We start from the raw sequence: 17,517 nt of genomic DNA on the forward strand, positions 1-17,517 counted from the left end.
TGGAGAATCAAGCTGAAACCCTCAAAACTGTTCATATTTATGTAACCAAATAAAAAGCATGTGACTTATCACATGCTTTTTACTGTTGTATCTATATTATTTTGCTTCATTATAGTTTTTAGCTACTTCGTCCCAGTTAACAACATTCCAGATCGCTGAAAGATATTCTGGACGTCTGTTTTGATATTTTAGATAATATGCGTGTTCCCAAACATCTACCCCAAAAATAGGCGTTTTACCTTCCATTAATGGAGAATCTTGGTTTGGCGTGCTCATAATCTCTAGATTTCCGTTATTAACAACTAACCAAGCCCATCCTGAACCAAAGCGTCCAGCTGCAGCACTTTCGAATTGTTCTTTGAACTTATCAAAGCTTCCAAAAGCATCCTTCATTTTAGTAGCGAGTTCTCCTGTAGGTTCTCCACCACCATTTGGGGAAAGAACTTTCCAGAAAAGACTGTGGTTAGCATGTCCACCACCATTGTTTCTTACTGCAGTACGGATATTTTCTGGCACAGCATCTAAATTGCTCATTAAATCTTTTAAAGATTTATTTTGCAGCTCTGCATGTCCTTCTAAAGCACCGTTTAATTTAGTGACATACGTATTATGGTGCTTCGTATGGTGAATGTTCATTGTCTCCTTGTCAATCGTAGGCTCTAATGCATCATAAGCATATGGTAGTTCAGGTAATTCAAATTTAGCCATTATTCCTTCCTCCTCATATCCATTTTGTAAAAAAGGATCGAATATTCACCCTTTTATTGAAAGGGTATCAAAGCTTATTAGATGTTGCAAATCATATGCATTTATTTACCAAGTTAAACGAAGCAACTTATCTCACAACCCTTAAAAAAAGGAGTGAGCTTAAATTTCTTGAAAGGGTGAAAACCCGTTTGCTAGAGGAAGGCAATGATTGCAGGATCGTATACAGTAATTCATTTTTAGCCAATATTAGAAAAACTTGGCTTGTCGCCAAGTCTTATGGCGAAAGCCTTTTGTTTTTCTTATACTATAAACAAAGAAATCTTATACTTTCCTATAGTGGAACAAAGGCGCGGGGCGCCCGTTTAGCAACGTAGCGAATGGAACGAATCAACTAAAGATTTAGGAATCATACCACTAAAAACAGGAACATGCCGACGCCTGAGCGGCAAGCCCGTTTTTAGTCGGCCTTCCTCTTTACGATGAACCGATGAGGCCTTATCGTAGGGTGCATTTCTAAAGTCGCATCGTTGCCGGGCTCATGCGCCGGACGTGACTATTCGATTATTTCATTATCCACAAGCACCTCATTTTATCGTTTCCTATACAACAAAAAAACAAGCAAATGCTTGTTACAAAAATGGTGGCTCGGGACGGAATCGAACCGCCGACACAGGGATTTTCAGTCCCTTGCTCTACCGACTGAGCTACCGAGCCTATATGTAAAGTTGTATTTCGAAAAAATCTTATGTATGGAGGAGGTAGAGGGATTCGAACCCCCGCGGGCTATTACACCCCTGTCGGTTTTCAAGACCGATCCCTTCAACCAGACTTGGGTATACCTCCAAGTAAATAATGGTGGACCCTGCAGGACTCGAACCTGCGACCGATCGGTTATGAGCCGATAGCTCTAACCAACTGAGCTAAGGGTCCAATTCGTTTATTAATGGGGCGACCGGTGGGGATCGAACCCACGTGTGCCGGAGCCACAATCCGGTGCGTTAACCACTTCGCCACGACCGCCGTACGAATTAAATAATAATGGCGGTGGAGGGGATCGAACCCACGACCTCACGGGTATGAACCGTACGCTCTCGCCAGCTGAGCTACACCGCCAATTTGGCTCCACAGGTAGGATTCGAACCTACGACCGATCGGTTAACAGCCGATTGCTCTACCACTGAGCTACTGTGGAACAGTTTTAATGTCACCTTATATTATAGCGACAAGATATAATTTACCACGTTCGACAACTTCTGTCAATCGTTTAATAAAGAAAAATTTAATTTTGTTCGATTATGTATATCATATGTCGCCATCTCTTAAAAACGACAATATTAACTATAGCATCATTTGATTGGGAATGCAATACAAAAAGACAAAATTAAAATTTTCTATTTTTTATTAAGTAACCAAAGCTCCTCTGCCTCATCCCAATTAGAGACGAGGCAGAAAAAGTAAAGGTTAATCTCCTAATACATCCTCAGCAATATTCACAGCATGATCCCCAATCCGTTCTAAATTACTAATAATATCAACAAACACAATCCCCCCGGAACCACTGCAAACTCCTTCATTCATACGGATAATATGTCGTTTACGGAAGTTCCGCTCCATCTTATCGATTTGGTCTTCTTTTTGAATAACAGCAAGTGCTTCCTCTCGATTCATATCTTCTAGAGCTTCTACTGCTTGCTGGACAGTAGAAATTGTTAATTCAAACATTTCATTTAAGTCTTCTTTTGCCTTATCTGTTAAATGTACTTTATTGGAAATTTTATAGTCGATGAGCTCAACAATATTCTCAAAATGATCCCCTATACGTTCAATATCACGAACAGAATCCAATAATGTAGAATGCTTTGCACTTTCTAATTCAGAAAGTGATTCCGTTGACAAACTTATTAAATAATTCGTAATTTTCCGATCTAAATTATTTAAAGCTCCTTCAATTTGCATCGCCATTTCAGAATGCTTCATTAAATGTGTATTTAAATACTTATTTGTTTCTTCTAAACCTTTATATGCATACTCTCCCATGCGAACAAGTTCCGATTTCGCTTGGTCTAACGCCAATGTCGGAGATTGCTGTATAAAGATAGGATCCAAATGTTTGGGCTTGTATTCTATAATCGAATCTTCGCCGGGGATCATTTTTGTTACCAACCAGGCCAATCCCCCAATAAATGGAAATTGGATAATTGTATTGGTAATATTAAAGCTTCCATGCGCAAATGCTAACGTCATTTCCGGGCTAAGCGAAAATTGGTCCTGTAGGAAAGCGACAAATATTGTAAATAAATCAAGAATAATGATAAAAACGGTAGCTCCTACAAGGTTAAAAATAACATGTGTAAATGCAGCGCGTTTTGCCGCTACAGTAGCCCCAAGAGAAGCTAATACTGCTGTAATGGTTGTACCAAGGTTATCACCAAACAGAACAGGAATAGCTGCTTTTAATTCCATTGCGCCTTCAGCAAATAGCCCTTGTAAAATACCAATCGTTGCACTAGAACTTTGCACAATTAATGTAAAAACCGTACCGATAACAACCCCAAGAATCGGAGTATCACTCATGCTAACCGTTAATTCTTGGAATGCTTCCAAACTTCGTAATGGTTTCATTCCGTTACTCATTAGCTCTAAACCAAAGAATAATGCACCAAATCCAAATACAGCTTGTCCAATCGCATTTGCTTTTTTATTTTTAAAGAAAAACAACAGAAAACAACCGACTGCGATAATTGGTAATGCATATGCTCCAATATCAATTCCAATAATAAAAGCTGTAATAGTTGTACCTATATTCGCTCCCATAATTACACCAATTGCCTGTCTTAATGTCATAAAGCCAGCATTGACAAGTCCTACAGTTAAAACCGTTGTACCCGAACTACTTTGAATTAAAATGGTAACAATGACTCCAGCGAGCACACCCATAAACGGATTGCTTGTAAATCTATCCAAAATATCTCGTAATCGATCGCCGGCTGACTTTTGAAGGCCTTCTCCCATATATTTAATACCAAGAAGGAAAATACCTAGCCCACCGATGAATTCAAAAATCAGTTTCTGAATATCAATTTCCAAAATTCATACCTACCCTTCATCATGTTGAATCTTGTCGCACCATACCAATATTAAGTATATATAAACTTTTTGTAAAGTAGTTATAAATATTTTTAACACTAAATTTACAATTGGGGTTTTTATTCTTTTTACGTACTTAGAATATAACCGTACACAAAAAAATTTCGCTTATGAAAAACGATGTAAAGTGAATCTTCAATCAGTGGGGGTTTTCATTCACCCCCATTGATTGTTAAATACCGTAATGGTATGACCTAAAGGCTTTTTACGAAATAGGGTATTTAGGTACTGTTATCTCCCACTTAGACTTGTTGCAGTACAGATTATCAATGTCCATTTCAAAATGTACATTTTTGCTTGTCTAAGCATGTACACTTTTGCTTAAAGTGTGCTTCCCTATACATGTGCATGAATAATTACCACTTGACATGGAGACCTCTACTCGCATGATTCGGCAGCCAAAAGCCAGCTATTACAAGGGCTGGCTGACCGAACAAGGCTATCATGCTCGCCCATCCAAGTAAAGTTATAATATACACTGGGGATCAAAAATCTACACGGTTAAACGAGCATTTTTGTACGTACTTAAATTAGCATTTATATACAGATATTATCCAACTCCATGAAGTGGGAATCTTACAGCACCTTATATACGGGATAAAGAATCAGGTGTCTTATTTAAAACACCATCCATTTTCCCGGTCTACCTAGTTATAAATTCCAATATACTTGACTGATGAGCGTTTCACTTTAACATGAAGTCTGATTTTAAATACAAAAAGGAGGGCTGTCATTGGTGCCATTATAATATTTTGCGTTATTAAGCAAGCTGCTATACCTCCTGTTTTCCATTGCGACAAAACATAACCTCTATTTAAAAGACAACTATTATCGTTTTAAAGCAAAAGGATTTTAAACGCAAAAAAAGAGCACCCACTGGTGTTCTTTTTTACAAAATAAGAAAGCATAAAATTAGGTGCTTGGGATAACGAAATAACCGACTAGTCACGTCCGGCGCAAGCGCCCAGCAACGATGCGACTTTAGAAATGAGCCTACGATAAGGCCTCATCGGCTCGTCACTAAGAGGAAGGCCGACTAAAAACGGGCTTGCCGCCCAGACGTCGGCATCCCCCTGTTTTAGTGGCATGATTCCTAAATCTTTAGTTGATTCGTTCCATTCACTACGTTGGTAAACGGGCGCCCCGCGCCTTTGTTCGTGTTACTCCATTTTTTCTACTAAGATTCGAGTTCCATCTACTTGAACAACTCTAATCTTTGTGCCTTTTTCAATCCATTGCCCGTTTGATATGGCGCTATAATCTTTTCGATGAATCCGAATGGTACCAACTGGTCTCAGATCCGTTAATGTAATCCCTTCTTCACCAACTAGCTTCTCATAGGTTTCATTCATGGAATTATAACCAGCCTCCTTCGTTAGCTGATCTTTTAGTGTAATTTTATTCCACATTTCTCTGCGCTTAAATACCTTTAAAAATAATAGTGAAGCTCCACCGCCTAAGAGAACCCCTAACACAGCATATAATCCAGATGTTAAGCTTGGTGCAGGAAGTGCAACAGCAGTTAGCATACTTGCTAAACCGATCGTCGCCAGCGTTCCGTCATTTATTAATTTTCCATCAATGATAATAAGTAATAATCCAACAAAATAAATAATAAGCATAATAATAATCGAGCTTGCTTCAACATATGCACCAAAATATACAGTAATAAACCCGATTCCTAATAATCCAAAAAGACCCCGCATATTAACTAAAATTTCACCGATGAGGAATAAAGTAGCGAATCCAGTAATTAATATCCCGATCCATTCCATCTCGAAAACAGTCAAAATCGTGACCCCCTCTCCATACTACTTATATTTTATACGTTTTTGGGTAACGAATGGTTTCATGACAAGGAGTTAATTCTATGGATTTTATCAAAAAAATGTTTTCCTTAATCGTAGGTCTTATGGCTGTTTATATTATTTATCAGGATATCACGCAAGAAAATATCCATTCCCAAAAAGAAGATGAGGTTGTTCGTGATGCCTCCTCCTCTTCTACTATTTATCATGTTATCCCTATTAAAGTACAGCCAGATGATACCGTTCTTTCTATTGTGGAGCGGATAAACCCTCAATTACATCAAGATTTAGATGTAAATCGGATTTTAAGTGATTTCCAATTAAGTAACCCTAACTCAGACCCCTTTTCCCTATCGCCGGGTGAAATATACTATTTTCCTAAATATTATTAGACAAACAAATGTACGCAAGTCCATTTATACCTTTCATTCCCCACGTGTCAGAATTCTACACGCTGCCTTTTTAATATTCTTTAGGAGGATATTTTACAACGTTCTCATGGTTGACAAAAAAACAGGAAGGAGCAAGCGCCCTTCCTTTAAACAAATGGTAAAATAAACAAAGTGATAAGAATGGAGACTGCTCCTGCTGCTATCGCAATGTTCCCTAATGCATCTGCACCTCTGCTCCTGGACATAAATCCAAGAACAATACCTGCAGTACCAAAAATGATTGGCCAGATAAAAAACGAAATAATGGATAACGCAATACCAACCCATCCAAAGGTTGTATTTCCATCGATATCTTCATTTACTTCTGAGCCTACATCATCTGCAGTTATTTCAGTAGCAAATTCTTCATCCCTTGAGCTGTCTGGTTCAACACCAACGAAATCTTGGTTTTTTCTTTCTTCACCATAATTCGGTGGTTCTTCAACATCCTTCATTCCTCTATTCGGATATTGATCCATCGTATGAGACCTCCTTTTTCATTTGAGGTACACACTTAGCTTATGTTTTTTTATCAATTTTACAGGTGTTATTAATTGGAAAGGCTTGTATATAGTGAAAATTAATAAGGACAAGTTGAGTTTACACCCCGTAAAACATATAGTAATGTAGAACGTTTTAAAGGGAGTTAAAGGGATGGCAAATTTCATTAAAGATATCATTCAAAAGAAGTTAAAACAACTGTCTGTTCAGGAAATAATTTACTATGGAAAACAATATGGGTTTTCTTTAACGACTCAAGAGGCCGAACAGATAACCACTTACTTAAAACAGCATAACGTAGATCCATTTCATGCAGAAGGAAGGAAAAAAATGCTGCAAGAACTAGCGCACATCACAGATCCAGCAACAGCAAAAAAGGCACAAAAATTATTTAATGAACTTATTCATTCTTATGGACTGGGTCATTTATTTCGTTAACGATGCACGCATAACGGAAATTCAATCAGTGGTTTTATTTATTTCTTCACGAATAGTAAATACACTACAGGCATATTACCCAAAGAACCCTTGGAAGGGGATCTGACATTTATCTTACAGTTAATCCACTACTTACACTTAGGAATTACATCCAAATAAGACCTGTTTCATGCAGGATAAGGTCAATCTTCCATCAGTAGGCGTTTTCATTCATCACCCACTGATTGGTAGTACCGTAATAGTATGTCCTAAAGACCTCTTGTGAAATACGCATTTAGGTGACTAATCTCCATGAAAACCCCTTTATCTCATAACTTTTCGTGAATAAAGGGGTTTTCGCTTACAACTTTTATTGCGCCATAATTTTTTCTTTTAATTTGTTATCGAATTTCCCAGTTTTGATCATTTCGATTTCATGTCGATATGGAGGCTTTTTATTTTTCTTGTCTTCTCCTACATAAGGTGTCTCTAAAATTTTCGGTAACTCCGTTAATTGCGGATGGTTAATGACATATAATAAAGCATCGAAACCGATATGACCAAAGCCGATATTCTCATGTCGGTCCTTATGTGCTCCTATCTCATTTTTACTATCGTTGACATGGACTACTTTTATTCGGTCTACGCCAATAATTTTGTCAAATTCATTTAGGACACCATCAAAATCATTCACAATATCGTACCCCGCGTCATGGACATGACATGTATCAAAGCAAACAGATAGTTTTTCATTATGGGTTACCCCATCTATGATTTTAGCTAATTCGTCAAAACTTCTACCTATTTCAGAACCCTTTCCAGCCATCGTTTCTAGAGCAATTTGAACATCTTTATCCTTTTCTAAAACTTCATTTAACCCTGTAACAATTTGTTTGATCCCTGTATCAGCTCCTGCACCAACATGAGCACCTGGATGAAGAACAATTTGCCTTGCTCCAATGGCGTCAGTTCGCTCGATTTCACTTCTTAAAAAATCGACTCCTAATTGAAATGTTTGTGGTTTCGTAGAATTCCCAATGTTAATAATATACGGGGCATGGACAATAATTTCCTCAATACCATGCTCTTTCATATGCGCTTTACCTGCTTCAAGATTCAATTCCTCAATGGGCTTCCGGCGCGTATTTTGCGGTGCGCCTGTATAAATCATAAACGTATTCGCACCGTAAGATACCGCTTCTTCCGAGGAACCTTGTAACATTTTTTTACCGCTCATCGATACATGTGACCCGATTTTCAACATTACGTTCACCTCTCCTAAATACGTACTACCTCTTTTTATATTTGCTTTTGGATAATCGCTTTTTAATCGCTTCTTTTTCCTGTTGCAATTTTTTCTTATATCCCGGTTTTACTTTTTTGGCTTTTTTTACTCGTTTCCATGCTTCCTTATCGATATCCGTCCCCTGTTTTGAGCGGAGCGAACGTTGGTTCCAAGGCTTTGCTGCATGCCATTCTCCATCACGAACATCCACATACGTAAAAACTAAACCCTTTTCTTCCAACTTTTTAATGAGTGGTAAGTCCTCCGATTGATAAATGCTAATCGCTGTACCTTCCATACCTGCTCGTGCTGTTCTGCCAACACGGTGAATATAAAAGTCTTCTTCTTTAGGGAACTGCGCATTAATCACGTGGCTAACGCCTTTAATATCAATACCACGCGCTGCCAGATCAGTTGCAACTATATATTGATAGCGCAAATTTTGAATCTCTTTCAATACACGCTTTCGCTCTCGAGGAGATAACCCGCCATGAATCAGACCCGCCTCTATTCCCTTCCCCTGAAGAGAAGCTGCTAATTCATTTGCTTTCTCTTTTCCATTTGTAAAGATGATAGCCAAATAAGGCTGGATCACCTTCGAAATCTCAGCGATGATCGTTGCTTCTTCTCTATGCTTCAAGTAAATAAGACGGTGCTCCATCGTTTCGGGAGAAATTTCATCAGCAATTTTAATGTGTACCGGATGTTGCAAATATTTTTTAAAAAAGTGCTGTAAAGCTTGCGGGATGGTAGCTGAAAAAACTAATATCTGTACATCAGGATGACACCGAACTAATAGTTGATCCACTTCTTGGATAAATCCTAAGTCAAGCATTAAATCCGCTTCATCTATGACGAAGCTATTGGCTGAATAAATAGATATGGCATTTTCCTTCACCATAGCCAAAATTCTGCCTGGAGTTCCGACAATAATTTTAGGAGGCTGCTTCAGCTTTTCCACCATTTTTTGTTTATCGGTACCACCAACCAACAGCTTTGCAGTCCACTTTCCTTCTTTATCAGCATAGCGAACGATCTTTTTAACTTCATCATATAACTGTGTAGCTAGTTCCCTCGTTGGTGCTGTTATAACGGCTTGGACTTGATTTTTATCCTCATCAATCCCATTAAGCAATGGCAATAAAAAAGCATGACTTTTCCCTGAGCCTGTTTTCGATTGTCCAATTACGCTCTTTCCATCTAAAACAGCTGGAATAACTTGCTGTTGGATTGGTGTAGGTTCTTGAAATTCTAACTGTTTAATTACTTGTTCCATAACAGGAACAAAAGGAAATTCTTGAAATGTATTATTCATGCATGTACTCCTTCCCATTTCATTTACACATATTGAAATGGATTTGTATTCGTTGTTGACACAATTACTTCTACATTTGTATCGCTAAAGCAAGATATTAAATATTCCTGCACTGAAGTTTTCATCACTTTTTCAGCGTAGTGTCCAGCATCTATCACTGCCAAGCCCATTTCTTGCGCGTCTTGAGCAAGATGAAACGTCATGTCCCCTGTTATAAACACATCGGCTCCTTGTCTCTTAGCTTGATGAATAAACTTTTCCCCGCTCCCTCCAAGTACCGCAACCGTTTTAACCTGCTTGTCCAACCTTCCGATAACACGTAAATAATCGAGCTTTAAAGAAGCTTTAACGTGGTTACAAAACGTCTTTAAATCGACCGTTTTTGTTAATTCGCCTATTCTTCCAAGACCATATACGTTTCCTTCATTTTTTAGCGGAAACAAATCATACGCTGGCTCTTCATACGGGTGCGATTGTCGGATTGCATTTAATGCAGAAGGTAATTTGCTTTGCTCAATAATAGACTCTAGCTTTACTTCTTCTACTCGTTCAAGCTGATCTACAGATCCAATGAAGGGGTTTGTTCCTTTTAGCGGCTTAAAAGTTCCTAGTCCAGTTGTTTGAAATGTACAATGGCTGTAATTTCCGATATGGCCAGCACCCGCTTCACTAATCGCATTTCTTACTTCTTCAACATGTGTTTTTGGAACATAAACAGCCAGCTTAATCAACTGTTCACTTTCCTTTTCAACGAGAACACGAGTATTGGTTATACCTATAGCATCACATAATGCATCGTTTACTCCATTTTTCGTTATATCTAAATTAGTATGTGCAGCATATACCGTAATATCATTCGTTAACAGTTTTTGTATAATACGTCCAGTAGGTGTAGTTGTATTAATTTGCTGAACGGGTTTAAATAATAATGGATGATGGGCGATAATAACATCCACATTTTCAGCTATTGCTTCATCTACAACAGCTTCCAGTACATCTAGAGTAACCATTACTTTTTTTACGGGCTTGTTATGACTCCCAACTTGCAAGCCGACTGGATCCCAGTCATAAGCCAATTGTCTCGGCGCTAGTTGTTCCATAAACTGAAAGACATCACCAGTAATGCATTCACTTTTCATCTTGGATTACCTCCTTCATCCATCTCCATTCTTGCATAAATTGTTCCTGTTTCTTTTGATCCACTTTGGTAGCTTGGTTTATTTGTTCTAACACACGCTCCAGCTTATTTGCCTCCTGTTCCCACTTTTTGTAGAACGCTGATGGCTTTTTTCGCAATAATAAAGGACCAAATAATAAGGCTTTCTCATCCATATTTTGTTTTTCAGATATCCTTAAGCGCTTTGCGTTGATTATTTCATAGCAGTGTCCATTCTCTTCTATTATATCTTCATCGGTAATGGTAAATCCATGATTACCTAACCATTTCCGAACCGCTCTTGCATCTACATTCGGTTGCGCAATAATTTGGTCAGTGGTTGGTAGCTTGTCTTTTCCTCTATCAAGAATATCTCGAATTAATGTACCACCCATGCCAGCAATGACCACTTGCTGCACCTCATTCGCTTGTATTATTTCCAGTCCATTGCCATGGCGAACTTCAACCTGCCCTTGAAGACTATATGCCTGAACTGTCTCCACTGCTCTTTGATATGGACCTTTATTTACTTCTCCAGCAATAGCAACTGCCGTAGGATCTTTTTGACATACATAGCATGGTAAATATGCATGGTCTGAGCCAATATCTGCAAATATTGCTCCTTTAGGTAGAAATGAAGCTACTTGCTCCAGTCGTTTCGAAATCTTAACGTTCACGTTCTATCCTCCAATAACGAATTATTACGCATAAAAAGGTATGAATTAGTAAAAGATTCAAGGACATTTTAGTGAGGGCTAGCATCCAAGCACAGTACTATTAAAAGCATGACATTAATAAAGAAAACTTCCATCAATGGCGTTCTTTCATCCCCCACTGGTGATTAGTACCACAGGTGAGGATTTAAAAGCCCTAGAACACAAATCGGAAATTTAGATGCCATCGGTCCCCTACTTAACTTCTATTTATTTTACTTGTGATTCTGAAGTGGGTCTTACGGCACCTTACATTCGGAATTAAGATGCGTCATGCACATTTTTGTTGTTGGACGCCCCTTGCTTAGTAAGCCTTTAATAAGGAAGATCGCTTAGCGCTTCAACATTTATCTATTCACAAAACCTTCTTCGCTTAAACAAAAAGATAAAGAAAAGCTTTCTGTTACACAGCAGAAAGCTTTTCCTTTGTATCATTCTTTCGCAAACGCCTACTGCTTTTCTGCTAACCATTCTGCTAACACTTGTGCTTCTGCTTCGCTAGCCATTCCAGCAGGCATTTGACCTTGTCCATTAATAATTATATTTTGGATTTCATCTTTCGATAATTTGCTACCTACCTGGGTTAAGTCTGGCCCCATTCCCCCAGATAAGTCACCACCATGACAACTTGAGCAATTTGTTTCGTAAACTGCTTCAGGGTCATCTGTCGTTTCCCCTTCTTGACTTTCTTCAGCCTTTTCCCCGCCGCCTTCTGCTGCTTGTTGGATGTCATCACGTTGACCTATCCCTACAACTGAAATTACAATTACTGCAAGTATCCCTAAAAGTGCAATTAATGCATAAGGGATAACAGGGTTCCTCTTCATTCCGTTTCCTCCTTATGTAATCCCCATTTGTTATTAGTTCTTGCTGTTCAAAAAAGGCGCGAGCCGCTAGATTGTATATATTTACGCCTTCCTTTTTTGAAAAAGCACTGGTAACACAAAAGACTATATTCATTTTACTTGAAAAATACAATTCTTTAAAGTGTTTCGCTATGAAATTCTATAAAATTGTATAAACAAGCAAAAACAGAGCAGAAGTAAAACCAATAATCATTAAAAAATAGATTTTATTAAACCATCCATATAATATCCAAAATAAAAAATGCCCTCCAATTAGCCAAAATACGATAACTCCATTAAAGAAGTACGTCGTTATATGCACAGTAAATAATAACGCGACCAGTAACGCAATGGCTAAAGGAAAAAGAAAATTTGCTTGCTTTTTTTTCGCTGACCAATAAACCCATAAGGAATAACCTAAAAAAAGAAATAAAAGTGCTAGTTGCAAAAATATCTGAAATTGCGTAAAATAGACAATAAGAACTGAAAACGGTATCATAAGCAACAAAAACGTAACTTGCGCTGCAAAAATTAGCTTGTCTTTACGGTTTGATGGGGCGTAGTTTCCCTTCGTATACAACGTTAACAAAAAGTCACAATATTCAGTGGGTAATAATTTATGTTTTTTCCAAAATTCTATTTCACTGATTATAATTTGTTTTCGCTCTTCTATTTGTACTCACCCCGTTTCAGCTTCTGACATAGAAAAGTCACCAGGCAATGGCGACCATTGCCTAATGACAATTACTTTATTGATCCAAAAAATCTTTTAATCGTTTGCTTCTGCTAGGGTGTCTTAGTTTACGTAATGCCTTTGCTTCAATTTGACGAATTCTTTCACGGGTTACACCAAATACTTTTCCTACTTCTTCTAATGTTCTAGTGCGACCATCATCTAAACCAAAGCGTAATCGAAGTACATTTTCTTCACGATCTGTAAGTGTATCTAATACATCTTCCAATTGTTCTTTAAGCAATTCATAAGCTGCGTGATCAGAAGGAGAGACTGCTTCTTGATCTTCAATAAAATCACCTAAATGAGAGTCATCTTCTTCACCTATTGGTGTTTCAAGAGAGACAGGCTCTTGCGCAATTTTTAAAATATCTCGTACTTTCTCTGGGGAAAGCTCCATTTCTTCACCAATTTCTTCGGGCGTTGGCTCTCTGCCTAAATCCTGTAATAATTGTCTCTGCACGCGAATTAATTTGTTAATGGTTTCAACCATGTGTACAGGGATGCGAATCGTTCTAGCTTGATCGGCTATTGCTCTAGTAATGGCTTGCCTAATCCACCACGTGGCATAGGTACTAAATTTAAAGCCTTTACGGTAATCAAATTTTTCCACAGCTTTAATAAGACCCATATTCCCTTCTTGAATTAAGTCTAAGAACAGCATGCCTCGCCCAACATAGCGCTTTGCAATGCTGACAACTAGACGCAGATTCGCTTCGGCAAGACGTTTTTTTGCCTCTTCATCGCCTTGTTCGATTCTTGTCGCCAAATCAATCTCTTCCGCTGCTGACAATAAGTCAACACGCCCAATTTCCTTCAAATACATGCGAACAGGATCATTTATTTTAATACCTAGGGGTACACTGAGATCATTTAAATTAAATTCTTCTTCTTTTGCTATTTGCTGCATCGTAGGGTCTTCTTCAGATTCACCGATTATTTCAACCCCCTGTTCTCCAAGGTACTCATAAAATTCATCCATATGATCAGGCTCAATAGCAAAATTAGATAACCGATCGGCTATTTCTTCATACGCCAGAACACCACGTTTTTTTCCAATTTCCACTAACTGATCCTTTGCTTGTTCTAATGTGAGTTCATGCTCATTTTCTTTCGTTTGTGAAGGCTTATTTTCGGCCATGAGTCCCCCTCCTTCCAGAGTACAATAAAATCAATTTGTATTCTTCAATTGCTGATTTATTTCAATAATCTGCTTAGCAATTTGCGCTGCTTTTATAGGATCATTTTGTTTTTCTGCAGCTTTTTGCTGTTCTTTTAATGATTGTATTGTCACCTTTTCTGTCTGGTTAGCTACAATCTTTTGAATATAATCATTTAATTCCTTATCACTTATATTTTCCTGTAACGGTAACATGGCAATTTCTGTTACTTCCCGCTGCAGGTTTGTTTCTTTGATTTTTTCCAAAAACAAACTAACATCTGGCTCGTTTCCTTCTTCGTAAAAAGCATATAAATGAGTAGCAATAATCTTATGTGCATCTATATGAAAACTTGCTCCAATTTTTTCTTGAACCTTTTCCGCTATACTTTCGTCTTGTAGCATATACGCAATTAACTGCCGTTCTGCATTATGGAATGCGGGTAATAATTTCGATTTTACCGTATTCCACACTGTACTACTAGTATATCTGTTCTTTGGTTGATTATCCTTATTTATTCCAATCTTTTCACGATATCCTGAAATTTCGTCTTGTAAAGCATCCATGGAAATCTCAAATTCATTGCTTAGCTCTTTCAGATAATATTCCCGTTCAATAGGGCTATCAACCATAGCCAGCCGCTTTAATACTGCTTCAACATATTCTATGCGATCAGCTTCCAGATTTAATTGATAATCTTTCTTCAAAAATCGCATATAGAAAGTCATAAAAGTATCACTTGCTTTAATTACCTCATCTTTAAAAGCTTGTCCTCCATGCGTACGAATAAAGCTGTCTGGATCCATATCTGGTTCCAGATATGCAACTCTCACTTCGCATCCGCATTGCTGTAATAAGACTGCAGCTTTGTAAGCAGCATCTAACCCGGCGCGATCCCCATCATAGCAAATAATTACGGTATTTACATAGCGTTTTAATAATTTCGCTTGAAATTCTGTTAAAGCTGTACCAAGAGTAGCGACTGCATTTCGAACTCCTGCTTGATACGCTGCAATGACATCCATTTGCCCTTCTAATAAAACTGCCTCGTTTTCTTTACGAATATATCTTTTAGCCAGATCAAAATTATAAAGTAATTTTCCTTTGTGGAACAATTCACTTTCCGGGCTATTAATATACTTCGGCTTATAATCACCAACTGCTCGCCCTCCAAAGGCAACTGTTTTTCCTAAATGATTACGAATCGGAAAAATAATTCTCCCACGAAAACGATCAGAAGTTTGCCCAGATTCATTTATCTGAAGTAGACCAGCCTTGACAAGCAATTGTTCGTGATATCCCTTTTTTTTGAGAAATTCCGCTGTAAACTGATCTGCATTCGGACTGAAGCCCAGTTGAAAAGCATCTGCGGCTTCTTCATCTATCCCTCTTTCTTTTAAATACGCATAACCTTCCTTTCCTTCTTTCGTAAAGCGCAATAAATGATGGTAAAGTTTCGTCAACCATTCATGTGCGGATAACATATCTTGACTTTCCTGAGACAAAGAAGTTTCTTTTTGCCTTTGTACATTTTGCGGCAATGAAATTCCACTTCGTTCAGCTAAAAATTGGATAGCTTCGTAAAATGAAAAATGTTCCATTTCCATTAAAAAGGTGACAACATTACCACCTTTCCCACAGCCAAAACAATGAAAAATTTGTTTGTCTTGAGTTACAGAGAAGGATGGCGTCTTTTCTCCATGAAAAGGACATAATCCAAAATAATTTTTCCCCTGTTTTTTTAGCTGGATATAGTCCCCTATAATATCAACAATATCATTTGCCTTACGAATTTCTTCTATAATTGCTTCGGGAATTTGATTAGCCATAAAACATCACCATGCTATTAATTATTCGCCTTCCATAATGAAAATCCTTTAAATTTCGACAATATTTTTTTTAATCCCGAAAAAAATTCCTTCTAAATAACATGTGGAAACAAAGTTGAAGGATAAGGTTTGACATAAAATTATTATTTTAAACTTTCTTAAGGTAAAACACCCTTTTATCATACGTAGAACAAATAGAATTATTGTTCTTTATTAACAGTATTCTATATCCATGTTATAAATTCCTGCTTGAAATAAGATATTTTAGTACGTTTGCATCAAAAAACGACATGAACGTCATACGAAATACTCAAATCGTACCGTTAAAACAACTGTCATCTATATATTAGCGAATCTGCAATTCGTAACTGTGGCTTTTATTTATCGTGTTAAACGAATTAACATAAAAAATCTCATTCTATTCTGTTTACGTAATTAAATCAAAACTTGCTTTTTTAACAAATCATACTATTTAAACAAATCATGTCTATATTTGTTCAGTACAAAATGTTATTATAATATAATCCAAAAAAAAAAGCTAATAAAACGTTCCTAAATTTTTATTATCTCCATCCCAATTACTTCTTAATCATATACTATTCGGTTTCTTCCTTTTTGCAAGGAAAAAGTATTCAGGAGAAAGATCAAATTCTCTCTCCCTCACTTTTTAACGATCTGTCTAATACTATTGGCTGTCTCCTCAACAGCTTTATTAGATACATCAATGACTTCACAGCCAATTTTATTAACAATTTTATCAAAATACTCCAATTCTTTATGAATACGCTCCATGTTCGCGTAAGTTGCCTGATCTCCAAGACCTAAAGCCCGTAATCTTTCTTTACGAATTTCATACAACTTTTCAGCATTAATACGGAGCCCTATACATTTTGCTGCATCCACTTCAAACAATTCCTCGGGAGGATCGACCTCAGGAACGATTGGCACGTTAGCAACTTTCAGACGTTTATGTGCCAAATATTGCGAAAGAGGAGTTTTGGAGGTTCTGGATACACCGATTAGGACAATATCTGCTCTTGCGATTCCCCTGGAATCCCGTCCATCATCATATTTCACTGCAAATTCAATCGCCTCAATCCGTTTAAAATAATCTTCATCCAGCTTATGAACCAAGCCCGCTTCCATGCGTGGGGCATGCTCAAATACACGTTCCATGGATTTGAGTACGGGTCCCATAATGTCAATGGCCTCAAGATTCATTTGCTTTGCCCGTTCGTTTACATAGTTTCTCAAAATCGGATCAACAAGCGTAAAACCGATAAGTCCCTTACTCTCTACAGCAAGCTGTAAAGCTTCATCAATGGTTTGTTTATCCTCTACGTACGGAATACGTTGAATTTTATATGTTCCATGATTAAATTGACTTAAACCAGCCTTAATAACTAGTTCCGCAGTCTCTCCCACTGAATCAGATAATACATATACAGGTTGCGTATACATCACAATAT

Annotated in this window: 16 protein-coding genes and 6 tRNA genes; 3 read left to right on the forward strand and 19 right to left on the reverse strand. The window is 37.6% G+C overall.

Annotated features, from left to right (window positions below):
- Positions 1–96: 96 nt before the first annotated feature.
- Entirely contained in the window at positions 97–708 is a 612-nt protein-coding gene (locus BKP57_RS00930) for a superoxide dismutase (RefSeq protein ID WP_050353082.1), read from the reverse strand.
- A gap of 56 nt (positions 709–764) precedes the next feature.
- On the opposite strand from BKP57_RS00930, the gene BKP57_RS21825 reads away from it, so the two are divergent.
- Positions 765–1,082, forward strand: a complete 318-nt coding sequence (locus BKP57_RS21825; protein ID WP_128743501.1) for a hypothetical protein — start codon at positions 765–767, stop codon at positions 1,080–1,082.
- Positions 1,083–1,346: 264 nt separating this feature from the next.
- Here the strand turns inward: BKP57_RS21825 and BKP57_RS00935 are convergent.
- From BKP57_RS00935 to BKP57_RS00970, 8 genes are all read right to left on the reverse strand, one after another.
- Positions 1,347–1,422: transfer RNA gene (locus tag BKP57_RS00935), tRNA-Phe, on the reverse strand.
- A gap of 36 nt (positions 1,423–1,458) precedes the next feature.
- Positions 1,459–1,551 (reverse strand) — tRNA-Ser (locus BKP57_RS00940).
- Positions 1,552–1,561: 10 nt separating this feature from the next.
- Positions 1,562–1,638, reverse strand: a tRNA-Ile gene (locus BKP57_RS00945).
- A gap of 14 nt (positions 1,639–1,652) precedes the next feature.
- A tRNA-His gene (locus BKP57_RS00950) sits at positions 1,653–1,728 on the reverse strand.
- 19 nt (positions 1,729–1,747) lie between these two features.
- Positions 1,748–1,821, reverse strand: a tRNA-Met gene (locus tag BKP57_RS00955).
- A gap of 4 nt (positions 1,822–1,825) precedes the next feature.
- Positions 1,826–1,900 (reverse strand) — tRNA-Asn (locus tag BKP57_RS00960).
- Positions 1,901–2,169: 269 nt separating this feature from the next.
- A complete protein-coding gene (locus BKP57_RS00965) occupies positions 2,170–3,795 on the reverse strand; it encodes a Na/Pi cotransporter family protein (protein WP_050353083.1) in 1,626 nt (541 codons plus the stop codon).
- 1,220 nt (positions 3,796–5,015) lie between these two features.
- Positions 5,016–5,645 carry an NfeD family protein gene (locus tag BKP57_RS00970; RefSeq protein ID WP_050353084.1) on the reverse strand — a complete coding sequence of 210 codons (630 nt, stop codon included), beginning with the start codon at positions 5,643–5,645 and terminating at the stop codon, positions 5,016–5,018.
- Positions 5,646–5,725: 80 nt separating this feature from the next.
- Between BKP57_RS00970 and BKP57_RS00975 the strand changes: the two genes are divergently transcribed.
- Entirely contained in the window at positions 5,726–6,055 is a 330-nt protein-coding gene (locus tag BKP57_RS00975) for a hypothetical protein (RefSeq protein ID WP_050353085.1), read from the forward strand.
- 146 nt (positions 6,056–6,201) lie between these two features.
- Here BKP57_RS00975 and BKP57_RS00980 read toward each other — a convergent pair whose 3' ends face one another.
- On the reverse strand, positions 6,202–6,573 hold the full coding sequence (locus BKP57_RS00980) for a hypothetical protein (protein WP_050353086.1): 372 nt from the start codon (positions 6,571–6,573) through the stop codon (positions 6,202–6,204).
- A gap of 175 nt (positions 6,574–6,748) precedes the next feature.
- Between BKP57_RS00980 and BKP57_RS00985 the strand changes: the two genes are divergently transcribed.
- Positions 6,749–7,033 carry a DUF2624 domain-containing protein gene (locus BKP57_RS00985; protein WP_050353087.1) on the forward strand — a complete coding sequence of 95 codons (285 nt, stop codon included), beginning with the start codon at positions 6,749–6,751 and terminating at the stop codon, positions 7,031–7,033.
- 349 nt (positions 7,034–7,382) lie between these two features.
- Here BKP57_RS00985 and BKP57_RS00990 read toward each other — a convergent pair whose 3' ends face one another.
- From BKP57_RS00990 to BKP57_RS01030, 9 genes are all read right to left on the reverse strand, one after another.
- The gene (locus tag BKP57_RS00990; protein ID WP_050353088.1) at positions 7,383–8,276 is read right to left on the reverse strand and encodes a deoxyribonuclease IV; all 894 of its coding nucleotides are present in this window, start codon (positions 8,274–8,276) and stop codon (positions 7,383–7,385) included.
- 25 nt (positions 8,277–8,301) lie between these two features.
- Positions 8,302–9,612 carry a DEAD/DEAH box helicase gene (locus BKP57_RS00995; RefSeq protein ID WP_050353089.1) on the reverse strand — a complete coding sequence of 437 codons (1,311 nt, stop codon included), beginning with the start codon at positions 9,610–9,612 and terminating at the stop codon, positions 8,302–8,304.
- A 23-nt stretch (positions 9,613–9,635) separates the two neighbouring features.
- A complete protein-coding gene (locus BKP57_RS01000; protein ID WP_050353090.1) occupies positions 9,636–10,751 on the reverse strand; it encodes a Nif3-like dinuclear metal center hexameric protein in 1,116 nt (371 codons plus the stop codon).
- Complete coding sequence (locus tag BKP57_RS01005; RefSeq protein ID WP_072740885.1) at positions 10,741–11,445, reverse strand: tRNA (adenine(22)-N(1))-methyltransferase; 705 nt, start codon at positions 11,443–11,445, stop codon at positions 10,741–10,743. The genes BKP57_RS01000 and BKP57_RS01005 overlap by 11 nt, the downstream gene beginning before the upstream one ends.
- Positions 11,446–11,930: 485 nt before the next feature.
- Complete coding sequence (gene cccA / locus BKP57_RS01010; RefSeq protein ID WP_050353092.1) at positions 11,931–12,308, reverse strand: cytochrome c550; 378 nt, start codon at positions 12,306–12,308, stop codon at positions 11,931–11,933.
- Positions 12,309–12,486: 178 nt separating this feature from the next.
- Entirely contained in the window at positions 12,487–12,825 is a 339-nt protein-coding gene (locus tag BKP57_RS01015; RefSeq protein ID WP_128743503.1) for a hypothetical protein, read from the reverse strand.
- A gap of 250 nt (positions 12,826–13,075) precedes the next feature.
- Positions 13,076–14,200, reverse strand: coding sequence for an RNA polymerase sigma factor RpoD (gene rpoD, locus BKP57_RS01020; protein WP_050353094.1), 1,125 nt, complete (start codon positions 14,198–14,200; stop codon positions 13,076–13,078).
- A gap of 30 nt (positions 14,201–14,230) precedes the next feature.
- The gene (gene dnaG / locus BKP57_RS01025; RefSeq protein WP_050353095.1) at positions 14,231–16,048 is read right to left on the reverse strand and encodes a DNA primase; all 1,818 of its coding nucleotides are present in this window, start codon (positions 16,046–16,048) and stop codon (positions 14,231–14,233) included.
- 660 nt (positions 16,049–16,708) lie between these two features.
- A complete protein-coding gene (locus tag BKP57_RS01030; RefSeq protein WP_050353096.1) occupies positions 16,709–17,509 on the reverse strand; it encodes a pyruvate, water dikinase regulatory protein in 801 nt (266 codons plus the stop codon).
- Positions 17,510–17,517 lie beyond the last annotated feature (8 nt).

The organism is Virgibacillus sp. 6R (assembly GCF_001895305.1).
Taxonomy (GTDB): Bacteria; Bacillota; Bacilli; order Bacillales; family Amphibacillaceae; genus Virgibacillus; species Virgibacillus pantothenticus.

Coding starts and splice junctions, on each gene's coding strand:
- BKP57_RS00930 (WP_050353082.1), bottom strand. CDS start 708: ATGGCTAAATTTGAATTACCTGAACTACCATATGCTTATGATGCATTA.
- BKP57_RS00975 (WP_050353085.1), top strand. CDS start 5,726: ATGGATTTTATCAAAAAAATGTTTTCCTTAATCGTAGGTCTTATGGCT.
- BKP57_RS00980 (WP_050353086.1), bottom strand. CDS start 6,573: ATGGATCAATATCCGAATAGAGGAATGAAGGATGTTGAAGAACCACCG.
- BKP57_RS00985 (WP_050353087.1), top strand. CDS start 6,749: ATGGCAAATTTCATTAAAGATATCATTCAAAAGAAGTTAAAACAACTG.
- BKP57_RS00990 (WP_050353088.1), bottom strand. CDS start 8,276: ATGTTGAAAATCGGGTCACATGTATCGATGAGCGGTAAAAAAATGTTA.
- BKP57_RS00995 (WP_050353089.1), bottom strand. CDS start 9,612: ATGAATAATACATTTCAAGAATTTCCTTTTGTTCCTGTTATGGAACAA.
- BKP57_RS01000 (WP_050353090.1), bottom strand. CDS start 10,751: ATGAAAAGTGAATGCATTACTGGTGATGTCTTTCAGTTTATGGAACAA.
- cccA (WP_050353092.1), bottom strand. CDS start 12,308: ATGAAGAGGAACCCTGTTATCCCTTATGCATTAATTGCACTTTTAGGG.
- BKP57_RS01015 (WP_128743503.1), bottom strand. CDS start 12,825: ATGATACCGTTTTCAGTTCTTATTGTCTATTTTACGCAATTTCAGATA.
- rpoD (WP_050353094.1), bottom strand. CDS start 14,200: ATGGCCGAAAATAAGCCTTCACAAACGAAAGAAAATGAGCATGAACTC.
- dnaG (WP_050353095.1), bottom strand. CDS start 16,048: ATGGCTAATCAAATTCCCGAAGCAATTATAGAAGAAATTCGTAAGGCA.
- BKP57_RS01030 (WP_050353096.1), bottom strand. CDS start 17,509: ATGTATACGCAACCTGTATATGTATTATCTGATTCAGTGGGAGAGACT.